The 23,646-nt window shown below is 44.7% G+C and carries 18 protein-coding genes; 4 read left to right on the top strand and 14 right to left on the bottom strand.

Translation table 11 applies throughout. The annotated features are described in order from the left end of the window. Positions 1 to 100: 100 nt before the first annotated feature. Entirely contained in the window at positions 101 to 1,513 is a 1,413-nt protein-coding gene (locus MN199_RS10030) for a hypothetical protein (protein ID WP_335739332.1), read from the top strand. A 99-nt stretch (positions 1,514 to 1,612) separates the two neighbouring features. Continuing rightward, a complete protein-coding gene (locus tag MN199_RS10025) occupies positions 1,613 to 4,273 on the top strand; it encodes a TonB-dependent receptor domain-containing protein (RefSeq protein ID WP_335739331.1) in 2,661 nt (886 codons plus the stop codon). Positions 4,274 to 4,324: 51 nt separating this feature from the next. Here MN199_RS10025 and MN199_RS10020 read toward each other — a convergent pair whose 3' ends face one another. The 11 genes from MN199_RS10020 to MN199_RS09970 form a co-directional block, all read right to left on the bottom strand. Further along, positions 4,325 to 5,263: a porin gene (locus MN199_RS10020; protein ID WP_243695509.1), complete on the bottom strand. Its 939-nt coding sequence runs from the start codon at positions 5,261 to 5,263 to the stop codon at positions 4,325 to 4,327. A 101-nt stretch (positions 5,264 to 5,364) separates the two neighbouring features. Then, positions 5,365 to 6,084: a phosphate signaling complex protein PhoU gene (phoU, locus tag MN199_RS10015; protein WP_335739330.1), complete on the bottom strand. Its 720-nt coding sequence runs from the start codon at positions 6,082 to 6,084 to the stop codon at positions 5,365 to 5,367. A 42-nt stretch (positions 6,085 to 6,126) separates the two neighbouring features. Further along, entirely contained in the window at positions 6,127 to 6,897 is a 771-nt protein-coding gene (gene pstB / locus MN199_RS10010) for a phosphate ABC transporter ATP-binding protein PstB (protein ID WP_335739329.1), read from the bottom strand. A 59-nt stretch (positions 6,898 to 6,956) separates the two neighbouring features. Continuing rightward, positions 6,957 to 8,327 (bottom strand): phosphate ABC transporter permease PstA, encoded by a 1,371-nt coding sequence (pstA, locus tag MN199_RS10005; RefSeq protein ID WP_335739328.1) that lies wholly within the window; start codon positions 8,325 to 8,327, stop codon positions 6,957 to 6,959. A gap of 3 nt (positions 8,328 to 8,330) precedes the next feature. After that, on the bottom strand, positions 8,331 to 9,710 hold the full coding sequence (pstC, locus tag MN199_RS10000) for a phosphate ABC transporter permease subunit PstC (RefSeq protein ID WP_335739327.1): 1,380 nt from the start codon (positions 9,708 to 9,710) through the stop codon (positions 8,331 to 8,333). 141 nt (positions 9,711 to 9,851) lie between these two features. Beyond that, on the bottom strand, positions 9,852 to 10,883 hold the full coding sequence (locus MN199_RS09995) for a substrate-binding domain-containing protein (protein WP_335739326.1): 1,032 nt from the start codon (positions 10,881 to 10,883) through the stop codon (positions 9,852 to 9,854). Between the two features lie 173 nt (positions 10,884 to 11,056). Continuing rightward, positions 11,057 to 14,158 carry a S8 family serine peptidase gene (locus MN199_RS09990; RefSeq protein ID WP_335739325.1) on the bottom strand — a complete coding sequence of 1,034 codons (3,102 nt, stop codon included), beginning with the start codon at positions 14,156 to 14,158 and terminating at the stop codon, positions 11,057 to 11,059. Positions 14,159 to 14,414: 256 nt separating this feature from the next. Then, positions 14,415 to 14,918: a PEP-CTERM sorting domain-containing protein gene (locus MN199_RS09985; RefSeq protein ID WP_335739324.1), complete on the bottom strand. Its 504-nt coding sequence runs from the start codon at positions 14,916 to 14,918 to the stop codon at positions 14,415 to 14,417. A 214-nt stretch (positions 14,919 to 15,132) separates the two neighbouring features. Next, positions 15,133 to 16,158 (bottom strand): L-threonine 3-dehydrogenase, encoded by a 1,026-nt coding sequence (gene tdh, locus MN199_RS09980; RefSeq protein ID WP_132585384.1) that lies wholly within the window; start codon positions 16,156 to 16,158, stop codon positions 15,133 to 15,135. Between the two features lie 14 nt (positions 16,159 to 16,172). Next, positions 16,173 to 17,369, bottom strand: coding sequence for a glycine C-acetyltransferase (locus MN199_RS09975; protein ID WP_132585387.1), 1,197 nt, complete (start codon positions 17,367 to 17,369; stop codon positions 16,173 to 16,175). Positions 17,370 to 17,505: 136 nt separating this feature from the next. After that, the gene (locus MN199_RS09970) at positions 17,506 to 18,153 is read right to left on the bottom strand and encodes a TetR/AcrR family transcriptional regulator (protein WP_335739323.1); all 648 of its coding nucleotides are present in this window, start codon (positions 18,151 to 18,153) and stop codon (positions 17,506 to 17,508) included. Positions 18,154 to 18,270: 117 nt separating this feature from the next. On the opposite strand from MN199_RS09970, the gene coaD reads away from it, so the two are divergent. Both coaD and MN199_RS09960 read left to right on the top strand, forming a co-directional pair. Beyond that, positions 18,271 to 18,753, top strand: coding sequence for a pantetheine-phosphate adenylyltransferase (gene coaD / locus MN199_RS09965; protein WP_335739322.1), 483 nt, complete (start codon positions 18,271 to 18,273; stop codon positions 18,751 to 18,753). After that, positions 18,750 to 20,147, top strand: coding sequence for a capsule assembly Wzi family protein (locus tag MN199_RS09960; RefSeq protein WP_335739321.1), 1,398 nt, complete (start codon positions 18,750 to 18,752; stop codon positions 20,145 to 20,147). The genes coaD and MN199_RS09960 overlap by 4 nt, the downstream gene beginning before the upstream one ends. 3 nt (positions 20,148 to 20,150) lie before the next feature. Here the strand turns inward: MN199_RS09960 and nagP are convergent, their stop codons facing one another. Genes nagP through nagB-II form a run of 3 tightly spaced genes read right to left on the bottom strand, consistent with a single transcriptional unit; the run spans position 20,151 to position 23,616 of the window. Next, a complete protein-coding gene (gene nagP / locus MN199_RS09955; protein ID WP_335739320.1) occupies positions 20,151 to 21,449 on the bottom strand; it encodes an N-acetylglucosamine MFS transporter NagP in 1,299 nt (432 codons plus the stop codon). Positions 21,450 to 21,475: 26 nt separating this feature from the next. Further along, positions 21,476 to 22,594: an N-acetylglucosamine-6-phosphate deacetylase gene (gene nagA / locus MN199_RS09950; RefSeq protein ID WP_335739319.1), complete on the bottom strand. Its 1,119-nt coding sequence runs from the start codon at positions 22,592 to 22,594 to the stop codon at positions 21,476 to 21,478. Between the two features lie 23 nt (positions 22,595 to 22,617). Beyond that, entirely contained in the window at positions 22,618 to 23,616 is a 999-nt protein-coding gene (gene nagB-II / locus MN199_RS09945) for a glucosamine-6-phosphate deaminase NagB-II (protein WP_335739318.1), read from the bottom strand. Between the last annotated feature and the right edge of the window lie 30 nt (positions 23,617 to 23,646).

Below are 23,646 nucleotides of genomic sequence, written 5' to 3'. Positions count from 1 at the left end.
TTTGTGACAACGACTTTATTGTAATAAAACCGTCATTTTTCTGTTGTAGGGTGCATACGACTTATTTGCAGCACCTAAAAAACCAAATGGAGAGATGGCAATGGCTTTATGCAAACTATTAAAACTAAGCGCACTAGCATCCGCAATAGCACTGGCTGGCTGTGGTGGTGACCTAGTGGTAAATGCTGGAAATGGCGGCAGTAATACTGGCGGCACCACACCACCAGCCACTGGCCCCTGCCCTAGCTTTGCTAGCGAAGATAAAAGCTTAGCCAGCATAAATAAAACCGTGTGTGGTATTTCCGGCACTATTACTAACGATATCCGCCTAACCGCAAATATTATTTGGTCGTTAAGCGGCAAGGTAACTGTAGGTAACGATAACGCCAACAGCACTACGCTAACTATTGAACCAGGTGTTACGCTGTTTGGTAAAAGCGGTGCTGACTACTTAGTAGTGGCGCGCGGCTCAAAAATTCAAGCGGTGGGCACCGCTGCAGCGCCCATCATCATGACGTCTATAAATGACATGCTGGGCTTGTCTAATAACGATTCTGCAGCAGAATGGGGCGGCTTGGTGTTGTTAGGTAAGGCGCCAACCAACAAATGTAACCAAGCTGATTTAGCAAATTGCCAAGTAGAAGCCGAAGGCGAAGCTGGCCCTTACGGTGGCGCTGATGCCGACGACAGCAGCGGCGCATTAAAATACCTGCAAGTACGCTATGCCGGTTACGAAGTTATTCCTGACAACGAATTAAACGGTATTACCTTTGCAGGTGTCGGCCGAGGCACTCGCGTTGAATATATTCAAGTACACAACAACCTTGATGACGGTGTTGAGTTTTTTGGCGGCACCGTTGACGCCAAATACGTGGTGCTAACCGGTAATCGCGACGACTCGTTAGACTGGGCCGATGGCTGGTCTGGCCGTATGCAGCATGTACTGGTGCGCCACAACCCCAATAATTCTAAAGCTAACCGTGGTATTGAAGCGGACAACCAATCAGGTAACTTTACTGCACAACCGCTATCCAAACCGCGCATTGCCAACATGACCATTATTGGCAACAACTTTGATGGTGAAGACGACTCTGAAGGCATTCTATTGCGTGCTGGCACCGCAGCTGAGTTGTACAACATCATAGTGACCGGTCCTGAAGGTATGGGTGAATGCTTTGAAATAAATAGCGATGAGTCGATAACCAATGCCAACAACGGCGAAATTGTGTTTCGAAACTCCATTATTGATTGCACCGAACCCTTTAAAAATAGCGTTGATAGCAATGGCAACGTTACGTTAGACACCGGCGCTTGGTTTCGCGCACAACCGGGCAACCTAGTTGGCAGTGCCTTGTTAACCGGTTTTATACCCGCAGCGAACTCACCCGCCTTAACTAATGGCTATAACGTGGCTAACTATGTTGATAACTGGTTTGACAACGTAACGCATATTGGTGCCTTTGATGGCAAAACCAATTGGACCCAGGGTTGGACCATAGGTTTAACCGACTAAGTAAAACACACACTGCCGGTTTAATACTGGCAGTGCTTTTTATGCCGTCGCGTTACTCAACTAAACAGCGACAACCTTAAACCAATAGGAAAAGTTTAAATGAGCAGTATGCCAAAGTTTACTTTTAGCCGTATTGGGCGCGGTGTAGTTTTAGCCCTACACACCGCCGCTGCTGCCGTGTCGCTAAATGCGGCAGCTCAAGACCCAGCCGAGCCATTAACACCAGATAGCGCAAGTGTTGAACGTATTTCAGTATCGGGCCGCTTGCTAAGTTCAGCGGCAGCCGCAGCAGCCGAACGCCGTGAGCTGCCTTATGTAGCAGAGCTATTGGGTGCCGAACAAATTAGCCGAGCCGGCGATAGCAATGCCGCTACAGCTCTGCGCCGAGTAACCGGCCTTACACTAGTAAAAGATAAATTTATTTATGTGCGCGGCTTAGGCGAGCGTTATTCTAGTACGCTATTAAATGGCGCTATGGTGCCAAGCCCTGATCCAACCCGTAATGTTATTCCGCTAGATATGTTCCCCGCCGGCATTATTGAAAGCCTAGTCGTGCAAAAGGCCTATTCGCCAGAATTACCTGCCGCCTTTGGTGGTGGTAACGTTAATATTCGCACCACGTCAATTCCGCTACAACGCAGCTTTAATGTTGCCTTAGGCACCGGGTACAACAGCCTAAACAATGAACGTGGCGTTAGCTATGCCGGTGGCAGTAACGATTGGCAAGGTAAAGATAACGGCGTACGCGCTATACCAGCCGAACTTGCCATCGCGCAGCAGCAATATGGTGTGCTAACACCGATTAATATTGCCGAAAACCTTGGTGGGGTTAATGCTGATAATTTAGCGCAGGCAGAAAATACGTTACGCCATTTAGGTACGGCTTTTAACCGCAATATCGATATCAATGCTACCAGCATAAAACCGGATGTTGACGGCAGTATCTCGTTCGGTGACCGTTTTGCTCTAACCTCAGATAGCGTATTTGGCGTAATGACCGGTCTAAGTTACGACCGTTCAACACATAATATTCAAGAGCAAGAGCGTTACTACTCAGTATCGGGCAAAAACTTAACACCGCTAAACCGTTATGACGATATTAGCGGTACTGAGCATCAGGTTAAGTTATCTGGCATGCTAAGTTTTGGCCTAGATTTAGGTGTTAATCATCACCTTGAAACGGCAACAATCTATCTGCGTGATACCAAAGACGAAGTTAAAATTAAACGTGGCGACAGTATTGAAACCATTAACGAGAATAACCGTTCGAACACCGATACCAATATTAACTATGAACAGCGAACACTGCTAAGTAATCAAATCAGCGGCAAGCACAATTTTACGCCACTAAACGATTTAGCCCTTAACTGGCAATACACCAAAGCTAAAGTGCGCCGCTATGCTCCGGGCCAAATTGAACACCGTTACCTAAACGAAAGCCAAGCTGATGGTTCAGTATTTTCATTTTTGCGCCGTAACCAAAACGCCGTAAATTATAGTTTCAGTGATATGCAAGACAACACTGAAAACCTAAGTTGGGATACTAAACTGCCACTAACACTGGGTAAGGTTGAAATGATGTTAAGCACTGGCTATGCGCATTTCGAACGCAGCCGTAACGCCCAAACCGACCGCTTTAACTTTGATACGGTAGGCTTTAACCTTAACCAACTATCAGGCCGTTTTTTTGAGATTTTTTCTGATGACAATATTTTAAACCCGAGTAATGGCTTTAAAATCTCAAATGTGACCACGCAAGCTGACGACTATTTAGCCGCACAAATGATCGATGCCGGCTACCTAGCACTAGAGCTTAACTACAATTACACAGTTCGCCTAAATTTAGGTGTGCGCTATGAAGACTTTAAACAAATTTCTATCCCGCTAACTGCCAATAACAGCATCAGTGGCTCAATTACTGACTCAATATTGCAAGCCGATGACTTTTACCCCGCACTAGCATTAACCTGGTTTATTAATGATGATTTACAAGCCCGCTTAGGTTACAGCCAAACCACAGTAAGGCCAGATTTACGTGAAGTAACACCCGTATTGTATATCGACCCACTTACCGACTTTAACGTTACTGGCTTTGCTAATTTGCAAAGTACCGATATCAACAGCCTAGATGCGCGCCTAGAATGGTATGCAGATAGCAGCAATTATAGCTTAGGCGTATTTTACAAAGCGTTAAAAAACCCAATAGAAGCAATTGAATTATCAGCGTCAGACGGCAACTTACTCATGTCATTTCGTAATGCACAAAGCGGAAAGCTGTATGGTATTGAAGCCGACTTTTTACAACCGTTAGGTTTTTTTAGTGACAGCATTGGCCAGTTTGCAGGCAATTTCTTTGTAGCGGGCAATATTACCGTTAGCAATTCCGCCATTACCATTCAACGCTTTCCGGGCGCTAACCTTACCAACCTAACACGTAGTTTAAATGGTCACTCTAAGTATATCGCTAACCTACAGTTGGGTTTTGACTCCGATAATAACCAACATAACGCTACTCTAACCTATAACGTGTTTGGTAAACGCATTGCCTTTGCCGGTGTAAATGAAAAAGGTGACGCCTTTGAGCAACCCTTTCACTCGCTAGATCTGACTTATAGTTATGCGCCCAGCGACAGCATGACGGTAAAATTAGGCTTAAAAAACTTATTAGATAACGACGTAGAAATTTTGCAGCAAAATGAAATTCTGCAAAAACGTATTGAGGGCCAAAGCTACAGTTTAAGCTTTGCCTATAAATACTAATAGCCAACATAAAAAACGCCGGTATATAACCGGCGTTTTTTATTAATCAGCTTAAAACTTGTGCTCTAACCCTAGGGCAACATAGTTTTTGTCTACCGCGTTATAAAAATCAAAACTAGAATACCACGCAAAGGCTTTGGTATTTTTACCTAGCTTATAATCGGCGCCAACGCTAAAGCCCTTATCATCTTCCAGAGCTTGATACTGGGCCTTTAATTCAAACTTCTCTAGTGGATACGCCACGCTGAATAAATAGCCGTCTTGTTCTAGGCCACTAATTACCGCTTCTTGTGTTTGGTACATAGCACCGAGTTTAAACTCGGCTACTTTAACTTGCGCACTGGCGCGCACGGTATCAAAACCCGCTACCTTTGAGTCATAAGCCAAACCAAAATACACATTGCTGCTTTTTAAGCTTTCATCGCCATAGAGTAAGGCCGCAGATATACCGTCGTCGGCATCCGCTGAGCCTTCAGCAATATAACTAAACTGGGCGTAAAAGCCGGAAAATGATGGCGTAAAATAACTAATAGAATTTGTTAGCCGGTTTTCGCCTTGCCATAAGGTTTGTACGTCCGCTTCGTAGTTATTAAACTGATCAATTTTACCCTGTGATAACTTTAGCGCTGTGTCGTGACGGCCTAAACGAATTTCACCGAAACTGCCGGCTAAACCTAAATATTGATCACGGGCTTTAATATTCTTATCACTAGCTCCGTTGGTTGTCTCTACGCCGAATTCTAACTGATACACTACTTTTAAGCCGTCTTCGAGTGCATATTCGCCTTTAACACCAAAGTTTGACGAGTTGCTTTTCAATTCAGTAAAACGTCCGTCGCCTTCATCGCTAGATTGCGCAGAGATGTTAATTTTACCGTACACTTCCAATTCTTTGGCTTGTAAAGATAAAGAACTGGCCAACATCATAGCTAATACTATTGTCGTTTTTTTCATATGTGCACCTAAGTTAATGCAGAATAAATCTGCCATTAGTCTAACCGACTTGGCGATTTTTTGTATTTTACGCTTATAGAAAATAACATAAAAAAAGAGGCCATAGCCTCTTTAATATTGTATTTACTTACTTTTAGCTACCCTTCATCTACCACTTGTTGCAACTCGGTATCACTTAAGTGAGCAACATTACGGCTGGTGCGCAAAAATATAGTGTGCTCACAAATATTTCGCGCATGATCACCAACCCGCTCTAACGCTTTAGCAACCTGCATAATTTGTAAGCTGGTGGTAATTTTTTCGGCATTTTGACGCATATCCTGCAAACACTGCTGGGTAATGCCAGCATAATCCGCGTCAATGGCACTATCTGCTCGCAGTACTGTTAATGCTTCACTGGCATCAACACGTTCAAATGCCACTAAGGCACGGCTTAGCATCTGTAACACCTTTGTGCCCATTAGCGTTAACTGCCCTAGCTGTGCCGGCTGTGGACGATTACTATCAGGCTCTTTTAGCAGTACTTTAGCAATTCGCTTAGCTAAGTCGCCAATGCGTTCAATATCATTAACCGCTTTTAGCACTGATAGCACTAAACGCAGGTCACTCGCTGCTGGCTGGCGCCTAGCTAAAATAAGTAAACAATGCTCACTTATCTCTACTTCAAAAGTATTTACCTTGCGGTCAAACGCTTTTACTTGCTGCGCTAAGGTTAAATTAGCGGTGGTAAACGCTGCCATAGCATCGGTTAGCTGCTGTTGTGCTAGTGTAGCCATTTGCAATAAGCAGACTACGGCTTGGTGTAATTCTGCATCATAAGCCTGCGAATAATGGCTGCCGAGCTTACTGTTTGGCATAACATTCGTCTCCTAAAATTGTGATAGCGCTGGCCATAACATTTAACCGTAACGTCCAGTAATATAGTCCTCTGTGCGTTTTAACTTTGGGTTAGTAAAAAGATCATTGGTGTTACCCAATTCAATTAAATTACCCATATGAAAAAATGCTGTACGATCAGATATTCTCGCAGCCTGCTGCATATTGTGTGTCACCATCACAATAGTGAAATTTTGCTTTAGCTCATCAATAAGCTCTTCAATAATCAAGGTAGCAATAGGGTCAAGCGCTGAACACGGCTCGTCCATTAGAATAACTTCTGGGCTTACCGCGATGGTTCTGGCAATACATAAACGTTGCTGCTGGCCACCAGACAAACCGGTGCCGGGTTGGTCTAAACGATCTTTTACTTCATTCCATAACCCCGCACGGCGTAGGCTCGATTCAACAATGTCGTCTAAATCGGCTTTGCGCGCCGCTAAACCATGCAATTTCGGGCCATAGGCAATATTTTCATAAATGGACTTAGGAAAGGGGTTCGGCTTTTGAAACACCATGCCCACCTGTGCGCGCAACTGCACGACGTCTAGCTCCGGCTGATGAATATCCTGATTATCAAGTAAAATGCTGCCTGTAACTCGACAGTGCTCAATGGTATCGTTCATCCGGTTCATACAGCGTAAAAATGTTGATTTACCGCAGCCTGAAGGGCCTATAAACGCGATAACTTCATTTTGGTATACGTCCATACTGATGCCATGCAGCGCCTGATTATTGCCATAGAACACCGCTACATCTTTTGCGCTAATTTTTATCGGGGCTGAGTTAGTCATGCGTTTATCCGTTACCTTAAAATCGAAAATTCTTTTGTTACCGCAGCTGCTTCGCTCGCTTACCAGTGCCGCTGATATTTTCTCCGCAGCCATATCGCTACGCCATTTAAACTTAGCATCATCATTAGCAATACAATAATAGCGGCAGAGGTACGGGCTTCAAAAAAGTTACGCAACTCATTACCCTGCCATAAATAAATTTGTACTGGTAAAGCACTGGCCTGCTCCAAGGGTGACGCCGGTACTGATGCGACAAAGGACTTCATGCCGATAAGCAATAGCGGTGCGGTTTCACCCAAGGCTTGAGCGACACCTAAAATGGCACCGGTTAAAATACCCGGTATGGCTAGCGGCAACACATGGTGAAAAATAGACTGCATTTTTGAAGCACCAAGCCCCAGTGCTGCCTGACGAATAGATGGCGGTATTGCCTTTAACGTTGAGCGGGTCGCAATAATAACGGTTGGTAGCGTCATTAACGACAACACTAAACCACCAACAATAGGTGCCGACATGGGTAAATTAAACCAGCCAATTAGCACCGACGCTCCAAGTAAACCAAACACAATAGAAGGCACTGCTGCCAAGTTATTAATATTTACTTCAACTAAGTCAGTCAGTTTATTGCGTGGTGCAAACTCTTCTAAATAAATGGCCGCGCCAACTGCCATTGGCACGGCTAAAAAGATCACCACCAACATCATATAAAAAGAGCCCATAAAGGCACCAGCCAAACCGGCTGATGCTAGCGAACTACGTGAATCTGCATTCATAAATAGGGCTAGGCTAAAACGATTTTTGATCACCCCATTTGCCGCTAATGCATCTACCCAGTCGCGCATGTTGGCACTAAGTTGCTGTTGCTCGTCGGGTAAACTGCGGTCAATATTACCTTTTAACCAAACATCAATATTGGCGTCGGTTAACAGGTTTAAACGGCGGGTTTGGCCAATAATACTCGGCTCAGCTACAACCATATCTCGCAAAGCAAAGCGCTCACCCGATGTTACCAAGCGTGCGAGGTCGCGTTTATGTTTGGTGCCATCTGGCACCACTTTTTGCAAGCTATCGGTTATTAAGCGATTAAAGTTAATAAAACCGACTTCCGTTTGCCACGCCAGAAAACGCTGTTGATAATCAGCGGCCAATTCATCAGCGCGACGCTCTGGCTTAGCTGAAATAGCAATAATTTGTGGGTCAAAATAAATATCTAAAGTAATAGCAGACTGCCAAAATGCGGGTAACCCTTTAGAAAATATATTGGTAAATAAAATAGCCACTAACGCCAAGCTAATAAGCACCGCGCTAAAACCCAAGCGGCGAAACCAAGTTTCTTTACGCTGACGGTGGCGCAATGAAGCAATCACCTTTTGCTGCACTAAGCTTAACGTTGCAGTATGCGGTATAGATTTATCGGTAATAATCGTCATGTCTTACTCGTATTGCTCACGGTATTTACGCACTATCACCAGTGCCATAACGTTTAATAGCAAGGTAATAACAAATAGGGTTAAGCCTAGGGCAAATGCGACTAGCGATTGCGGGCTGGAAAAGTCGTTATCACCGGTTAGCTGGTTCACTATAGTTACCGTAACCGTAGACACCGCTTCAAACGGGTTAGCAGTAAGCGCTGGGCTATTACCGGCTGCGAGTACCACAATCATAGTTTCCCCAATAGCGCGACTGGCGGCTAGTAATACCGCGCCAACAATACCGGGCAAGGCAGCAGGTAATACTACTTTTAAAATAGTTTCTGATTTTGTTGCGCCAAGGCCTAAAGAGCCATCACGCATGGCTTTGGGTACCTGAGTAAGAATGTCGTCTGACAACGATGAAATAAACGGAATAATCATAATACCCATCACTACGCCGGCCGTTAACGCTGAGGTAGCGTTAATATTAAGGCCAAGCGCTGCACCTAAATCACGTAAAAAGGGGCCAACACTAACCAAGGCAAAAAAGCCATAAACAATAGTAGGAATGCCAGCGAGAACTTCAATTAATGGCTTCGCGATATTACGAAAACGCAATGATGCATATTCTGCCAAATAGACGGCTACCATCAGTCCCAGAGGTATCGCGACCAGCATGGCAATACCGGCAATTAGTGTGGTGCCCGCCAACAGGGGCAATAAGCCAAAACTGCCTTGCTGCTGGGTGCCGACTGTTGAAAATCGAGGGTTCCAACTGGTGCCGAAGAAAAACTCAGTAGGCGGAATATAACTAAAAAACTTTAGCGTTTCGCCCACCATTGATAACACTATGCCAATGGTCGTTAACACCGCAACGGCAGAGCACAGGATCAGCAAGACTTTAACTACGCGCTCTATTTGATGCCGTGCTTTTAGTTTGGGTGTAATGCTATACAAGCTAACTAGCATACCAATAGCCACAATAACGGCCATTAGCGCACTAAGAACAATAGTGCTGTTGGCCTTAAGCTGCCGCAGGTGATCCGCTGCTGCGCGCTCCCAAGGCTCCGCATCAGCAACTACACCAAAGTTGCCGGCTAAATTACTAATGCGCTGTAGCATTACACGAAGCTCGTCCGCTTTTAAGCTAGTTACATCTATAGGTACTGCCGATAACAGCATGCTATTAATCACTGTTGGCGCCAACCACAACCACAGCAGTAAAATAATAAATGCGGGCAGTGCCGCCCATAACGCAACCAACATACCGTAATGATGTGAGCGAGAATGCATGGGCACATTAAGCTGCGACTTAGCAACGTTTCGGCTGCGAACCAGACCAAATTGGTAACCTAGCGCCATAACTAGCAATAGCACTAAAATTAACGAAAGGTTACTCATGGTTGCTCCATAAAAGTCGTTTTTTAGATAAGGTATTCTGGTGCGTAGTGTAAGTCAGTTATATTTCAGTTTTATGACAATAGCCGTAAGCAAAAAAGAGCTATATGACATAGCTCTTTTTTAACCGCACATCTGAGCTTACTAGAGTGACGCTTTAAGCTTAATATTCTGCTGCATTTGCTCACGTTCAGCATTAGCAAGAGGTATTAAACCGGCACTTTCTAGCACACTGCCAAAGCCAGACATAGTGTCACTAACATGAAATAACGCATATTCTTGTAAGCCTGGCACTACACCGATATGAGCGCCTTTAATGTATATATACAGCGGGCGCGATACCGGATATTCACCAGCAATAATGGTATCTAAATTTGGCTCAACACCGGACATGGTGGCTACTTTAATGCGGTCGCGGTTAGCTTCATAAAAACTTAAACCAAATACGCCCAAGGTTTCTTTTTGCGCTGTTAAGCGCGCTAACGCTTCAGTGTAATCTCCAGCAATTTCAACTACTCGACCATCATTACGGGTGGCAGTACAAATAGCTTTAGCTTCGCTTTGTTCTAGCGTCTTAATTTCGGCTAAACTTTCACAGCCGGGGATCACCACTTTTTCTTCATACACTTCTCGCGTACCGTGATTAGAGCCCGGAATAGCCAGGAGTATGTCCTGATCTGGCAGGTTTTTATCAATTTGATTCCAGCGCGTATAGGGGTTTACTACTAGCTTTCCGGCCTGTGGCACCTTAGCCGCCTGCGCTAAAAATATATGCTGTGGCTCTAATTTAAACACTGCAGCATCGGTGCGCGACGCAAACACAATGCCATCGTAACCAATTTTTATTTCAATAATTTGTTTTACCCCATTAGCTTTGCAGGCTTCAACCTCATTGGGCCGAATTTTTCGCGAAGAATTGGCCACATCAATAGTGTTCTCACCGACGCCTTGGCAAAACTGACGTAAGCCACCTGACGAGCCACCTGAACCAACCACCGGCGTGCGAAACTGCGCAAAGTTATTACCAAACTCCTCGGCGACAATTGACGAAAAGGGCAGTACTGTAGAGGAACCGGCAATTTGAATGGTATCGCGACTTTTTGCCTCAGCCATCGCTGATAGCGCTAAAGCGGTTACAGAAATTAGCAACATAGTCGCTTTTTTATTCGGCTTCATATCTTTTCCTTGGCTGTCCAATGTAAATACAGCACTAGTTTGCTGCATATTTATTACAGTAGTATGACAACGAGGGGGGATTGTTCGATGAGCACTAATACCTTGCAGTTAAGCTGATAGCACAAATAAAAAAGCCCAGCTTATTGCTGGGCTTTTTGGTATTTACATAAAACTTAGTTAGCAGTTACTTCAACCAAAGTTGAAGCTTGCTTAACGCCGTTAGCATCTTTAAAGGAAACCACACCCAAATAAGGGAATGCGCTTGCAGTCAGGTTATTTGTCATCACAGCAACAATGTTTGGCCTACCAGCAATAGCACGCGTACTTGCCGACAGTTTTGTCGTCGTTTCTTGTGCGTCAACTACCCAAACTGGCATAGTATAGTTAGCTTTGGCTTGGCCCTTTAAATCATAACCATGCACAAAGGCTAAGTAGAAATCACCTGCAGCATCATTAGCTGCTGGCTGCGGATTAAGCACGGTAACTACCTCATTACCACCCGTATTCAGTGAAGTACCAACGCTAGTACATGAATAAGCAATACAGCGATAAACATGTAAGTCTAAATCGGCACCAGCTACATCAGATAAACCGTCGTATAAACTAAAACGTGCAACACTAGTACCCGCAGGCACCAGGAAAGCATGGAAACCTAAGCCTGCTTCATTAAAGGTAAAAGCTCCATCCGCATCTTGCGAAACCACACCGCTAGAACCAAATGGTGCACTAACACCGCTAACTTCGGCACTGGTTACACCGCTAAAGTTCATTTGTACGTCAAAGGCAACGCGGCCAGCTTTAGCTTTTACGAGACCTTTAACCACTTCAGGCGCAACAATTAACTTAGGTGATTCAACCTTTATCGCAATTGGGCTGCGAACAGTATGCACACCATCAGACCACGTAATTGCACCAAACGCCCACTTGCCAATTACAGCGTTAGCTTTTGGCGTAAACTTGATACCGTAACCAACAGTTGCACCAGCAGCTACTGCCATGGTGTTGCCACCTTCGGTAGTAAGTACCTGAACATCAACACCAGCTGGAGCTTGAACGGTCGCAGTATAAACTGATGCGGCACCACTCACGTCAGTAACTACACGAGTTAAGGTTTGCGCCGCTGTTAACTCTGCAATAGCTATAGAAGGTAAGTTCAGCTGACTAGGATCAGTATCATAGTTTGCTGCCTCAAATTGCGCACAAGTATAACCACTCGCACTTTGCACAAAACTAGATTTACCTACACCACATAAGAAAGCGAAGTAATCTAAGCTAGTAATATCATAAGTTAAACCTGGATCAGTCGCTTTGTTTGGTACAGCATGACCTGCACCAAAATCAAACGGATCGGCAGGCGTTGTGCCATTTTCTTTTTTCACGTTCTGACGTGCTGTAGTCATTAGCGCTGATTTAATCATTGCTGGAGACCAATTTGGATGCGCCTCTTTAACTAATGCTGCCATACCTGCAATATGCGGGCTAGACATAGACGTACCTTGCAGATAAATAAAGCTAACACCTGCTGGGCCAGACATGGGTTGTGATGAACCACCGGCTAAAATCTTAACACCCGGCGCTGTAATATCAGGCTTGATAACATCATAAGTTGCAATGTTAGGACCACGTGACGAGAAGCCAGCCATTAGGTTGCCTACTTCAGGCACGCCTTCAATAAAGATTGACGGGCTCATTTTTACATTTACTACACCACCAGCAGTAACTTCAGCATTAAACGCTGTACCTGCGGCTAAGGTTGTCATTACCGCTGGAATAGTGAAACTGTCAGTACCACCCATAGGGATCGGAGCAACTGCAGAATTGTTATAAACGATAACACCGGCAGCACCTGCGGCTTGCGCTTCAGCAATTTTTATATCAAACGAACAATCACCGCGCTGAATTAGCGCAAATTTTCCAGCAATATCCGCAGCATTAGTTAACGGCGTACAGGCTAATAATGGCGAAGCAACTACCACATCAGCACTAATATCACCGGTTGCACTTAGTGGCTTAGACGTAGCTCCTTCCACCGCAATATAAGTGCCTTGCAATGAACCTGCAGTTACTTCAATACCATTAGCAATACTAAGACCATCGTACGTTGACGCAGCCACTGTCGTTACCCAAGGTACTGGTGTACCAACGGTGCCAGCACCTGGACCACTATTACCGGCAGACACCGCAACAAACACGCCAGCTTGTGCTGCACGTAATTTAGCCGCAGCAGCTATAGTAGTTAGGTCAGTTAAACTGCCGCCAATTGAATAGTTAATAACGTCGACGCCATCAGCAACCGCAGCATCAATAGCGGCCATAGTATCACCGTAGAAGCAGCCGCGTTCTTGTGCGCCTGTTGGGCTAACGTAATCGCTATTCCAACACGCCTTGTACATAGCAACACGGGCACGTGGTGCAATACCCGACACAGTGGCTACTGGCGTGCCATTAAATACGGCTGTTACTCCAGCATTACCACCGGCAGTTGATGAGGTGTGTGTACCGTGGTTATCAGCATCGCGTGGTGAAATAAACTCACCTGGCTGAATAGCGTAAGTGCTGGCAAACGACTGATTAAAGTAGCGTGCACCAATCAATTTATTGTTACAGGTGAAAGCCGTGTCTTCGCCCGAGTCACAAGTACCATTCCAACCTTCTAATGGCGCATAAGAGCCATCATCAGCAAAACTTGGATGCTCTGGCCAAATACCACTATCAACAATACCGATTACAACATCTTCACCTTTCACACCCAGCGTATGTAAACCATTAGGCGTATCAGTAAGGCCAAGAAATGCGGGCGTGTTAGACGTGGTTAATTGTTGTAATTCATCACGCCATACACCGACCACGTTCGGATGATTACGTAAGGTTTCTGCCTGTGCAGCAGTCATTTTTGCCGAGAAACCGTTAAAAGTATGAGTATAAGAATGCAGTAAAGTATCAACACCGCTTTGCGCTGCTAAATTTTCTTGAAAGGCTTTTAAACTCGCGGTATAGCTTTGCATACGTGAAGAAGATGAATTATAACGGTTTAACGCTTTTGTTACCGATTGCTTTGCTGGCAATAACTCACCTAGCTCTTCTGCTTTTTCTACGCCTGTTTTACCTTTAACTTGCACAATATAAGATACCGCATCAGTCGCATCAGCAGATTGCTGTAACTGTGCTGGATTTATATTTACTTCATACGGGCTATTCATTTGCTGGGCGTGAACCACACCTACTGCCATAGCGACAGCGATAGCAGTACGAGACATAATTTTGTTCAGTTGCATGGATGTTCTCCGGTTATTTTTTTATTTAGCAACACACTTTTATTTTGCTATTTTGCCTAAACCATTATTTATTGATCGGCAATTTAATTTTTATTAAAACTCATTTCACATAACTGTAAAGAATTTGGACAACTTACAAGCACATGGTGTTGCGCATCAACACCACTAGCTATGACCGCCCCCTTCGAAACATTAAATTACATCTGTGATAAAAGTGATAAAAAATCTGACACTTAAAACATTTCTAACAAACAAATTAGGCACGACGACGTAACAACAAGCCGCCCATAACAGATAGCATTAAAAACAGCGTACCAGGCTCCGGCACAGTTACGCCGCTTACAACTGGTGCACCCATCACCATATAATCGTCAATAAGGTAGTCACCGTCAGCTGTATAAATAGTAAAGAACCCTAAATCAAAATCTGCGAACCAGCTGCCCTGAAAGGCAAAGAAATCGGAAACGTCATTAGCGTCGAAGTTTAAAAACGTCAGGCCGGCAAATAAATTATCGATATCGAACGAAGCAGAAAAATCAAAAACTTCGCCTATTTCATAACCAAATAATTCAAAAGCATGCCACTGAGACACATTACCATCAGCATCAATATCGGCAGTGTCAATTGACAGGAAGCCAAAGCTGCTGCCGTCATCAAACAAAAACTCTTGAGTAATAATTGGTGAAGCTTGCGCAGTTTGGATAACAGCAAAGCTGCTTAGTACCAAGGTTGCGACAGCAAACATTATGGATTTCAACATGGGTATTCCTCTGGATATTATTATTAGTTTTAGTAATTGCAATTACATGCAACATTAACTATGCACAAAGCAATCCAACCAAACACTAATCCTATATTCCAAAAAAATATAACATATATCCAAATCAACTTTAGAGACAAATGAGTGAATGAATTTTAGGCAATAAAAAAGCGAACCGAGGTTCGCTGTTTTATTGTTGATAGGTCGCTGGTGATTATGACCAGTTCAGAATTACCTTACCTGACTGACCAGAACACATAATCTCGAAACCTTCTTGGTAGTTTTCCATCGGCATTTCATGAGTAATCATTGGCGTTAAATCTAACCCCGACTGAATTAAACTGGCCATTTTGTACCAAGTTTCAAACATCTCGCGACCGTAAATACCTTTGATTACTAAGCCTTTAAAAATAACTTTATTCCAATCTACTGCCATATCAGACGGCGGAATACCTAGCATCGCAATTTTGCCACCGTGATTCATGGTATCAAGCATGCTACGAAACGCGGCTGGCACACCGGACATTTCCAGACCAACATCAAAACCTTCGGTCATACCCAGTTCGTTCATCACGTCTTTTAGGTTTTGTTTACTAACGTCTACGGCACGGGTAGCACCCATTTTAAGCGCTAAGTCTAAGCGGTATTGATTTACATCAGTTATAACCACATGCCGGGCGCCAACGTGGCGCGCTACGGCTGCTGCCATAATGCCGATTGGCCCAGCACCGGTAATAAGCACGTCTTCACCCACTAAATCGAACGACAGTGCGGTATGCACGGCATTACCGAACGGATCAAAAATAGCCGCGATATTGTCAGGAATGTTGTCAGCTAATTTAAACGCGTTATACGCTGGGATGACTAAGTACTCGGCAAAAGCACCCGGACGGTTAACACCAACACCTGTGGTGTTACGGCATAAATGTACTCGCCCAGCCCGACAGTTACGGCAATAACCACAGGTAATATGGCCTTCACCCGACACGCGGTCACCTACTTTAAAACCACGCACTTCTGAACCCATGCCTTCAATTACACCAACATACTCATGACCTACTACCATGCCATGTGGAATCGTGTTTTGTGCCCACTCATCCCATTTATAAATATGTACGTCGGTACCGCAAATAGCGGTTTTTTTAATACGTATTAATACATCATTCGGGCCGACTTCTGGCTTATCAACTTCAGTTTGCCAAATACCTGGTTCTGCTTTTAACTTTGCTAATGCTTTCATTTTACGTCCCGCCCTTATGCGATCACGCCCATGTCTTTACCAATACGGATAAAGGCATCTATAGCCTTATCCAATTGTGCTTTATTATGTGCTGCTGAAATTTGTGTCCGGATCCGCGCTTGGCCTTTTGGCACTACTGGAAATGAGAAGCCAACCACGTAAATACCTTCTTCTAACATCCGTTTTGCCATTTCTGAGGCAACTTTGGCATCACCTAACATCACCGGAATAATGGCATGATCTTTACCAGCTAACGTAAAACCAGCAGCTGACATTTTTTCCCGGAAATAATTAGCATTATCCCAAAGCTTGGCACGCAGCGCGTCGCCTTGCTGCAACATTTGCAGTACCTTTATTGACGCAGCAACAATAGATGGCGCTAATGAATTAGAGAACAGATACGGCCGTGAGCGCTGACGCAGCCATTCAATCACTTCCTTTTTACCTGAGGTGTAACCACCTGACGCGCCACCTAATGCTTTGCCTAAAGTACCCGTGATGATATCTACTCGCTCTGTCACACCACAATACTCTGGGGTGCCACGGCCATTTTCGCCAACAAAGCCCACAGCATGACTGTCATCAACCATCACCATGGCGCCGTATTTATCGGCCAGATCGCAGATAGATTTTAGATCGGCAATTACGCCGTCCATTGAAAATACACCGTCGGTGGCAATTAATTTAAAACGCGCGCCATCGGCATCGGCTTGCTTTAATTGCGCTTCTAACTCGGCCATGTTGTTATTGGCATAACGGTAACGCTTGGCTTTACATAAACGCACACCATCAATAATAGAGGCGTGATTTAGTGCATCAGAAATAATCGCATCGTCAGCGCCCAGTAGGGTTTCGAATAAACCGGTGTTGGCATCAAAACACGACGAATACAAAATGGTGTCTTCAGTGCCTAAAAAGCTACTGATATTTTGCTCTAAAGTTTTATGAATATCTTGAGTGCCACAAATAAAGCGCACTGAGGCTACGCCAAAGCCATGGCTGGTTAAACCTTGCTGAGCAGCAGCAATAAGATCAGGATGATTGGCTAAACCTAAATAGTTGTTAGCACAAAAATTTAGTACCTGTTTACCAGCAACACTAACGCTGGCCTGTTGCTGCGAGGTAATAATACGCTCTGCCTTGTATAAACCTTCTGCTTTAACATCATCGGTTTGCTGTTGTAAGTGTTGCAGAAAAGCACTGCTGCGCATAAAACCTCCAGTTACTGGCTAAGTACAGAAAAACGGCGCTATTGTATAGCGTATAAAGCAAGCCTGCAGCGCTTTTACATTATGTTGTGCGCTGCTCAGACCTGATAGTGTCAAGTTTAACCTACAACCGCGCTATTTAATTGGCCAGCGCCTCATACTGTTGTTGCAAGCGTGCAATACGGGGTTTAGCTTGTTCAGTAGCATAGGGTTTAAATAGCAGTAATACTTTTAATACGCCCTGATACACACTCGCCTGATCAATCGCTTTATCGGGTGCTTGGGTTTTCAAATAGCTAATCCAAAACGTTACTAGCAGCTTAATACTGTGCGCTAAATCGGTCACGTCTTCGTCATCAATGGCAATAATACCCGACTGCTTAAGCGAGCGTAACACGGCAGTAACGCGCGCCAAAACACCTTGTTGCACCAGTTGATAATCTTGCTGCAATGCGGCATCTCGCGCCAAAATATCGGGTAAGTTGGCGTAAAAAAAATGAAACCGCCACATCAGTTCAAACACGGCATCCAAATAACTGGCCAACGCATCCAGTGCTTCAGTTTTATCTGACGGCGGCTTAATACGAGTTTCTAATAACTTGGCATATTCTTTAAAAATTTGCCGCACAATGTCTTCTTTATTACGAAAGTGGTAATACAGATTACCGGGGCTAATACCCAAATGTGCCGCAATATGATTAGTCGTAACCTGGCGTTCACCCACCTGGTTAAATAACTCTACACTGGCTTGCAGAATTTTATCTTTTGTTCTGAGCTTTTTTTCCATCTGCGAAACAGGCTTATTGTTTATTAAATTAATTTGCTATAGTAACGCCAAATTGACTAAAAACTCTAGTCGTTGCGAAATCTGCATTTTAACTTAGCATGGAATGCCTCTAACAATATGAAAATTAAAGCCATTTACCCAGGCACTTTCGACCCTCTTACTAACGGTCACGCCGATTTAGTGCAGCGCGCAGCCCGAATGTTTGACAGTGTTATTGTCGGCGTTGCAGCTAACCCAAGTAAGCAGCCATTATTTAGTTTGCAAGAACGAGTAGCTTTAGCGCAGCAGGCTTTTGCCGGTATTAAAAATGTTAGCGTAATTGGCTTTTCTGGCTTATTAGCAAAGTTTGCCGAAAATGAGCACGCTGCGGTATTAATTCGTGGCGTGCGAGCTGTAGCAGACTTTGAGTATGAATTTCAGCTAGCCAGTATGAACCGGCAACTAAACCCCGCGCTAGACAGTATTTTTATGACACCGTCGGAAAAAAACTCATTTATCTCATCGACTCTAGTCAAAGAGGTATGTCGGCACGGTGGTGATGTATCTAGCTTTGTTCCTGCCGATGTTGAATTAGCCCTAAAAGCCAAATTTAAATTATGACATTAAAACCAACGATTATTGCCACACTGTTGTTGGCATTACCCGCCAGCGCTGCGCCCTGGGTAGACACCACAGATAATTATTTACGCCAATCGTTGCAAACACTGGCGCAGGCTGGCGTTATAACAGGCCCAGTAAACACCTACCCTTTAATGTGGAAAAACATTGTAGGCGATTTAGCGGCGGCGCAAGAACAACCAACAGAAGAATTACGCTTTGCACTAGCTCATGTTAGATCAGCGTTAAACGCTAACCAACAAGATTACATTGCCGGTATTAAGTTAAAAGCCAGCACGAACCCGTCGCTGTATCAAAGTTTCGGCGAAAGCTATTTTGAAAAAGCTGATGCCAGTATTTTTAAAGAATACCTTGGCGAAAACTGGGCGGCTAAAACGCAGGTTAATTATCGTAAACTAGAAAATGGCAGCCATGAGCAAGATGTTACGCTAGATGGCAGCTATTTGGCATTCATTGCTGGCAACTGGGTGTTGGCTATTGATCAACAGCCTGCATGGTGGGGCCCAGGGCAACAAACCTCACTGTTACTAAGCAATAACGCCAGACCAATACCTTCGTTGCGGTTAAGCCGTCATAGCTGGCAAGCAAGTGAAAACCGGTTGTTAAGCTGGTTAGGACCTTGGAGTTTTACCAGTTTTATCGGTCAGGGTGAACACCATAGTATACCGCAACAAATTAAGCATTTTGGCGCACGCTTTAGTGCTAGGCCGTTACCTGAATTAGAGCTGGGTTTATCGCGCATTAGTCAGTGGGGTGGCGATACCTTAGACAACGGCCTTAGCGCATTTGGCCAGATGTTATTGTTAAATGATCAACATAATTCTGATAACTTGGTTGGGTTAGATGCCACCTTGCACCTTAATCTGTTTCATCAACCTCTGAGTATTTATGCTGAACTTGCCAACGACAGCGGTGGTCGCAACCTAAGCACACCTATGCAGCTTTATGGCGTACGTAGCTTTTTTGGTAGCAGCAGCACAATACACACAGTTAATTTAGAGTGGTCGAATACCTATATTCGTTGCGACGGTGCAGTGCAAACCGGTGATTGCGCTTACGAAGGCGATATATACCCGCAGGGTTACCGCCGCTATGGTCGCGTTATTGGCAGCGGCTATGGCAGCGATGCGCGAGTATTATCGGCGGGATATCGCTTTCAAACTTTTGATGGCTATAGCTGGGCGGTTAGCCTACTGCACGGTGAGTTTTTAGCTGCCAACTCTAATTTAAAAAATTGGCAGTTACGCTTGGAATACCGCCAGCCGTTATTTAACGGCCTGCTAAGTATTGAAGGTAGAGTGTTTGATAAATCGCCGCAACCCGAGCTTAATATTAAACGTGGTAGTTTAGCCGCCACTTGGGAATATCGTTTCTAGCTATCACTGCCAACGGGTCATTTTATGGCCCTTCAGTGCATAAAACAGAATAAATGCATAACATGGCAACATCACAATATAAGCACCTTGTTGCCCCAACCCCGTGCCACTAGCTAAACCCCAAAATACTGGGCCAAAAGCACCACCGGCAATACCCATAATAAGTAATGCCGAACCGGTACTAGTTAACTCACCTAAACCTGACAACGCCAACGGCCACACTGCCGGCCAAACAATAGCATTAGCCAATCCAAGTACAGCTATACACAGCAGCGTATCGGGTAGCGCTGCGCCACCTAATGGCAGCAATACGTTATTAGCGATGATAAAGGATGAAGTATCACCCAGCACAATAAAGCCGACTAACAACACACCTAAAACAGCAGAAATGGCTAACGCAGCTTGCTGTGATAGCACGCGCGGGATCAATACTATTCCCAGTATATAACCCAGTACCATACAACCCATAGTATAAGAGGTCATTACCGTGTAACGCTCGACACCAAGCGATAAGGCAAATAAACCAATGGTATCACCAGCAATAACTTCAACCGCTACATAAACAAATAACGCTAATACGCCTAATACTAAACTAGGTTTTGCTAATACCGCTTTAATTAACTGCACACTATTGGTGTTATTCGATTCTTTTTCTAATTCAGGTAAAGGTGCAAACTTTACAGCCAGTGCTAGCACGCCTAAAAATATAGCTAAACCAAGGTAAGGTAAAACTAAACTAGCGGCCATTTCGTCAATTTGTATGCTTGTTAGCACAGTATCAGAAGTTGAGATAAAGCTATTGGCGATTAACGCGGTAAACACAACCGGTGCGGCAACTCCCGCGGTTTTATTTAAAATACCCATAACACTGATACGTACGGCAGCAGTTTTTTCCGGGCCAATTTTTACTACGTAAGGGTTTACGGCAGTTTGTAGCAAAGTTTGCCCAGCACCAATAACCAACTGTGCTAATAAAAACAAAGCAAAGGTTTGTGTTTGTGCCGCCGGAATATAGAGCAAGCCAGCCAGCATCATAGTTGCCATGCCTAACGCCATACCATTTTTATAGCCAACTTTACGAATTAACCACGCCGAAGGTAAGGCAGTAAAGGTTACGGCGATATAAAAAGAAAACACCACAAATGACGCCTGCAGTGGCGTTAGGCTGAGCATTTGCTTTAAGTAAGGCATTAATGAGCCATTAAGCCAGGTTGCAAAACCTAAAACAAAAAATAAGATTGCGACTATTGCCATCGGCACTAGGCTGCTGCGAACTTTAACTGGTTCAGCTGTCACTTCCATGCGTATTTCCTGCTTTATTATGATTTTTATAAGGAGCTATAAATTGGCTGACCATTAATCCAGCACGCTAGTACCTGCCAGTTATCATCAACGAATACGAAATCTGCCGGCGCACCAGCGACAATACGGCCACCGGTACTGCGTGATAAAAACTGTGCCGGGTATAGCGACGCCATTCGCAGTGCTTCTGCCGGACTAACGCCTAGCTGCTGCACGGCATATTGTACCGCACCCGCCATATCTAATACCGAGCCCGCTAAAGAGCCAGCCTCATTAGTTAATTTGCTACCATCACGCGTCACTTTACCGGTAAAAAAGTCAAATTCGGTATCACTGGTGCCTACTGGCGACATCGCATCAGTTACCAGCATTAACTTACCTTGTGGCTTAGCGGCTAACGCCACCTTTGCCGCAACAGGGTGCAAATGATGGCCATCTAAAATAATACCGCACCAACTATTCGGGTCGCTAAGCGCCACACCAACCATGCCGGGTTCGCGTGACGTTAACGGCGACATCGCATTATATAAATGCGTAAAACCGCTCGCACCTGCTGCAAGTGCAGCCTGCACGGTTGCGGCATCGGCATTTGAGTGGCCAAGGCAAACAATGACGTTTAGTGCCACTAGCTGGCTAATTTGTGCTGGACTAATATTTTCTGGGGCAACAGTGATTAACTTTATACCTAAGTCTGCTCGCGCATAAATTGCTAGCTCAGCAGCGCTTAATGGACGAATATATTGCTCTGAGTGCACTCCTTTTTTTGCCACTGATAAATGCGGACCTTCAAAATGCACACCAATAATGCCAGGTTCTTGCGCCGCAATAGCTAACGCTATTGCATCAGCCGCTTGCTGCATAATTGCGACATTATCAGTAATAACTGTAGGTAGCATTGCCGTAGTACCAAACTGGGCATGCGCCCGCAGCATAGTGCGCAGCGATTGCAGGTTTGGTTTAGCATTAAACAACACCCCACCACCACCATTTACCTGCACATCAATAAAGCCAGGCACTAGCATGCCAGACTGAATATTGCCAACCGCGGGCACTATCGAGTGCACAATACCGTTATCAATATTGACACTCACATTATCGAACCACTGTTCACCGTCAAATAGCCGGCTGACACTCAACTGCTGCATGCGCTTAATACCACTATGTTAGATTAAACCGTTTTAGTTACTTTATTTAAGCCCGGTGGCGCATCAGGGTTTATTCCTCTGCTACGTGCAACCACTTCTACATCTAAATAAAACCGCTGTAAAATTACTAAAGGCAATACTCGGTTATACGCATCAACACCGTTATGATGCAGCGGAATTATAGTAGCGCCACGGCGGCGCACATCATCAATCTGGCTACGATGCGCACTCAAGCTTTCATCAGCCACCGTAACATCAACAATAGTAAAAGGATGTTTAACTAAGGTGACGGGGCCATGTAAAAACTCGGCACTAGAGAACGCTTCAGCATGAATACCGCAAACTTCTTTAAGTTTTAGTGCGATCTCCCGCGAAATGGCATAACCGAAACCGCGACCTAACACGACTAAATGCGCGACGTTTTCTAACGCTGCAGCAGTTAATTGCGGCGGTAACTCAATTGCTTTAGCCAACGTCTGTGGCAACTGTTGCACAGCTTGCTGTAGCGCCTTGTTACCGGACCAAACCGATACCAAGTGTAAAATGGCGCTTAATGTTGCTAAATAACTTTTGGTGGCGGCTACTGCTTTTTCTGTACCAACATTTAACGGCAGCGCATAATGCGCTTGCTCTGCTAGCGGTGAACTAGTGTCATTTACCAATGCCACTACCATGGCACCACTGCGCTTGGCCATATCAACTTGGGCAAGAATATCTGGGCTGCGGCCTGATTGAGAGATCACTAAAACCAACGCATCTTTAAGTTGCAGAGACTTATTGTATACACTAGCGATTGATGGCGCGGCCGCCGATACTGGCAAACCAACTTCAATTTCAATTAGATATTTTGCAAACACACCAGCATGGTCAGACGACCCCCGACCAACCATATAGACGAATTTAGGCGCGCGCTCAGAAATAGCCGTCACAATCTGTTCTACCAGATTAGCATTGGCAGCTAACTGTTCAGCAATACGCTGAGGCGCTTCTCTAGCCTCTAACGCCATGATACTGTTACTCATTCATTCTTCCCTATAATGACAGCAGCAGCC

It is taken from the genome of Rheinheimera metallidurans, assembly GCF_036983985.1.
GTDB classification, from domain to species: domain Bacteria; phylum Pseudomonadota; class Gammaproteobacteria; order Enterobacterales; family Alteromonadaceae; genus Alishewanella; species Alishewanella metallidurans.
The sequence above is the reverse complement of the archived record's forward strand: the minus strand, read 5'-3'. Positions and strand labels throughout refer to the sequence as shown.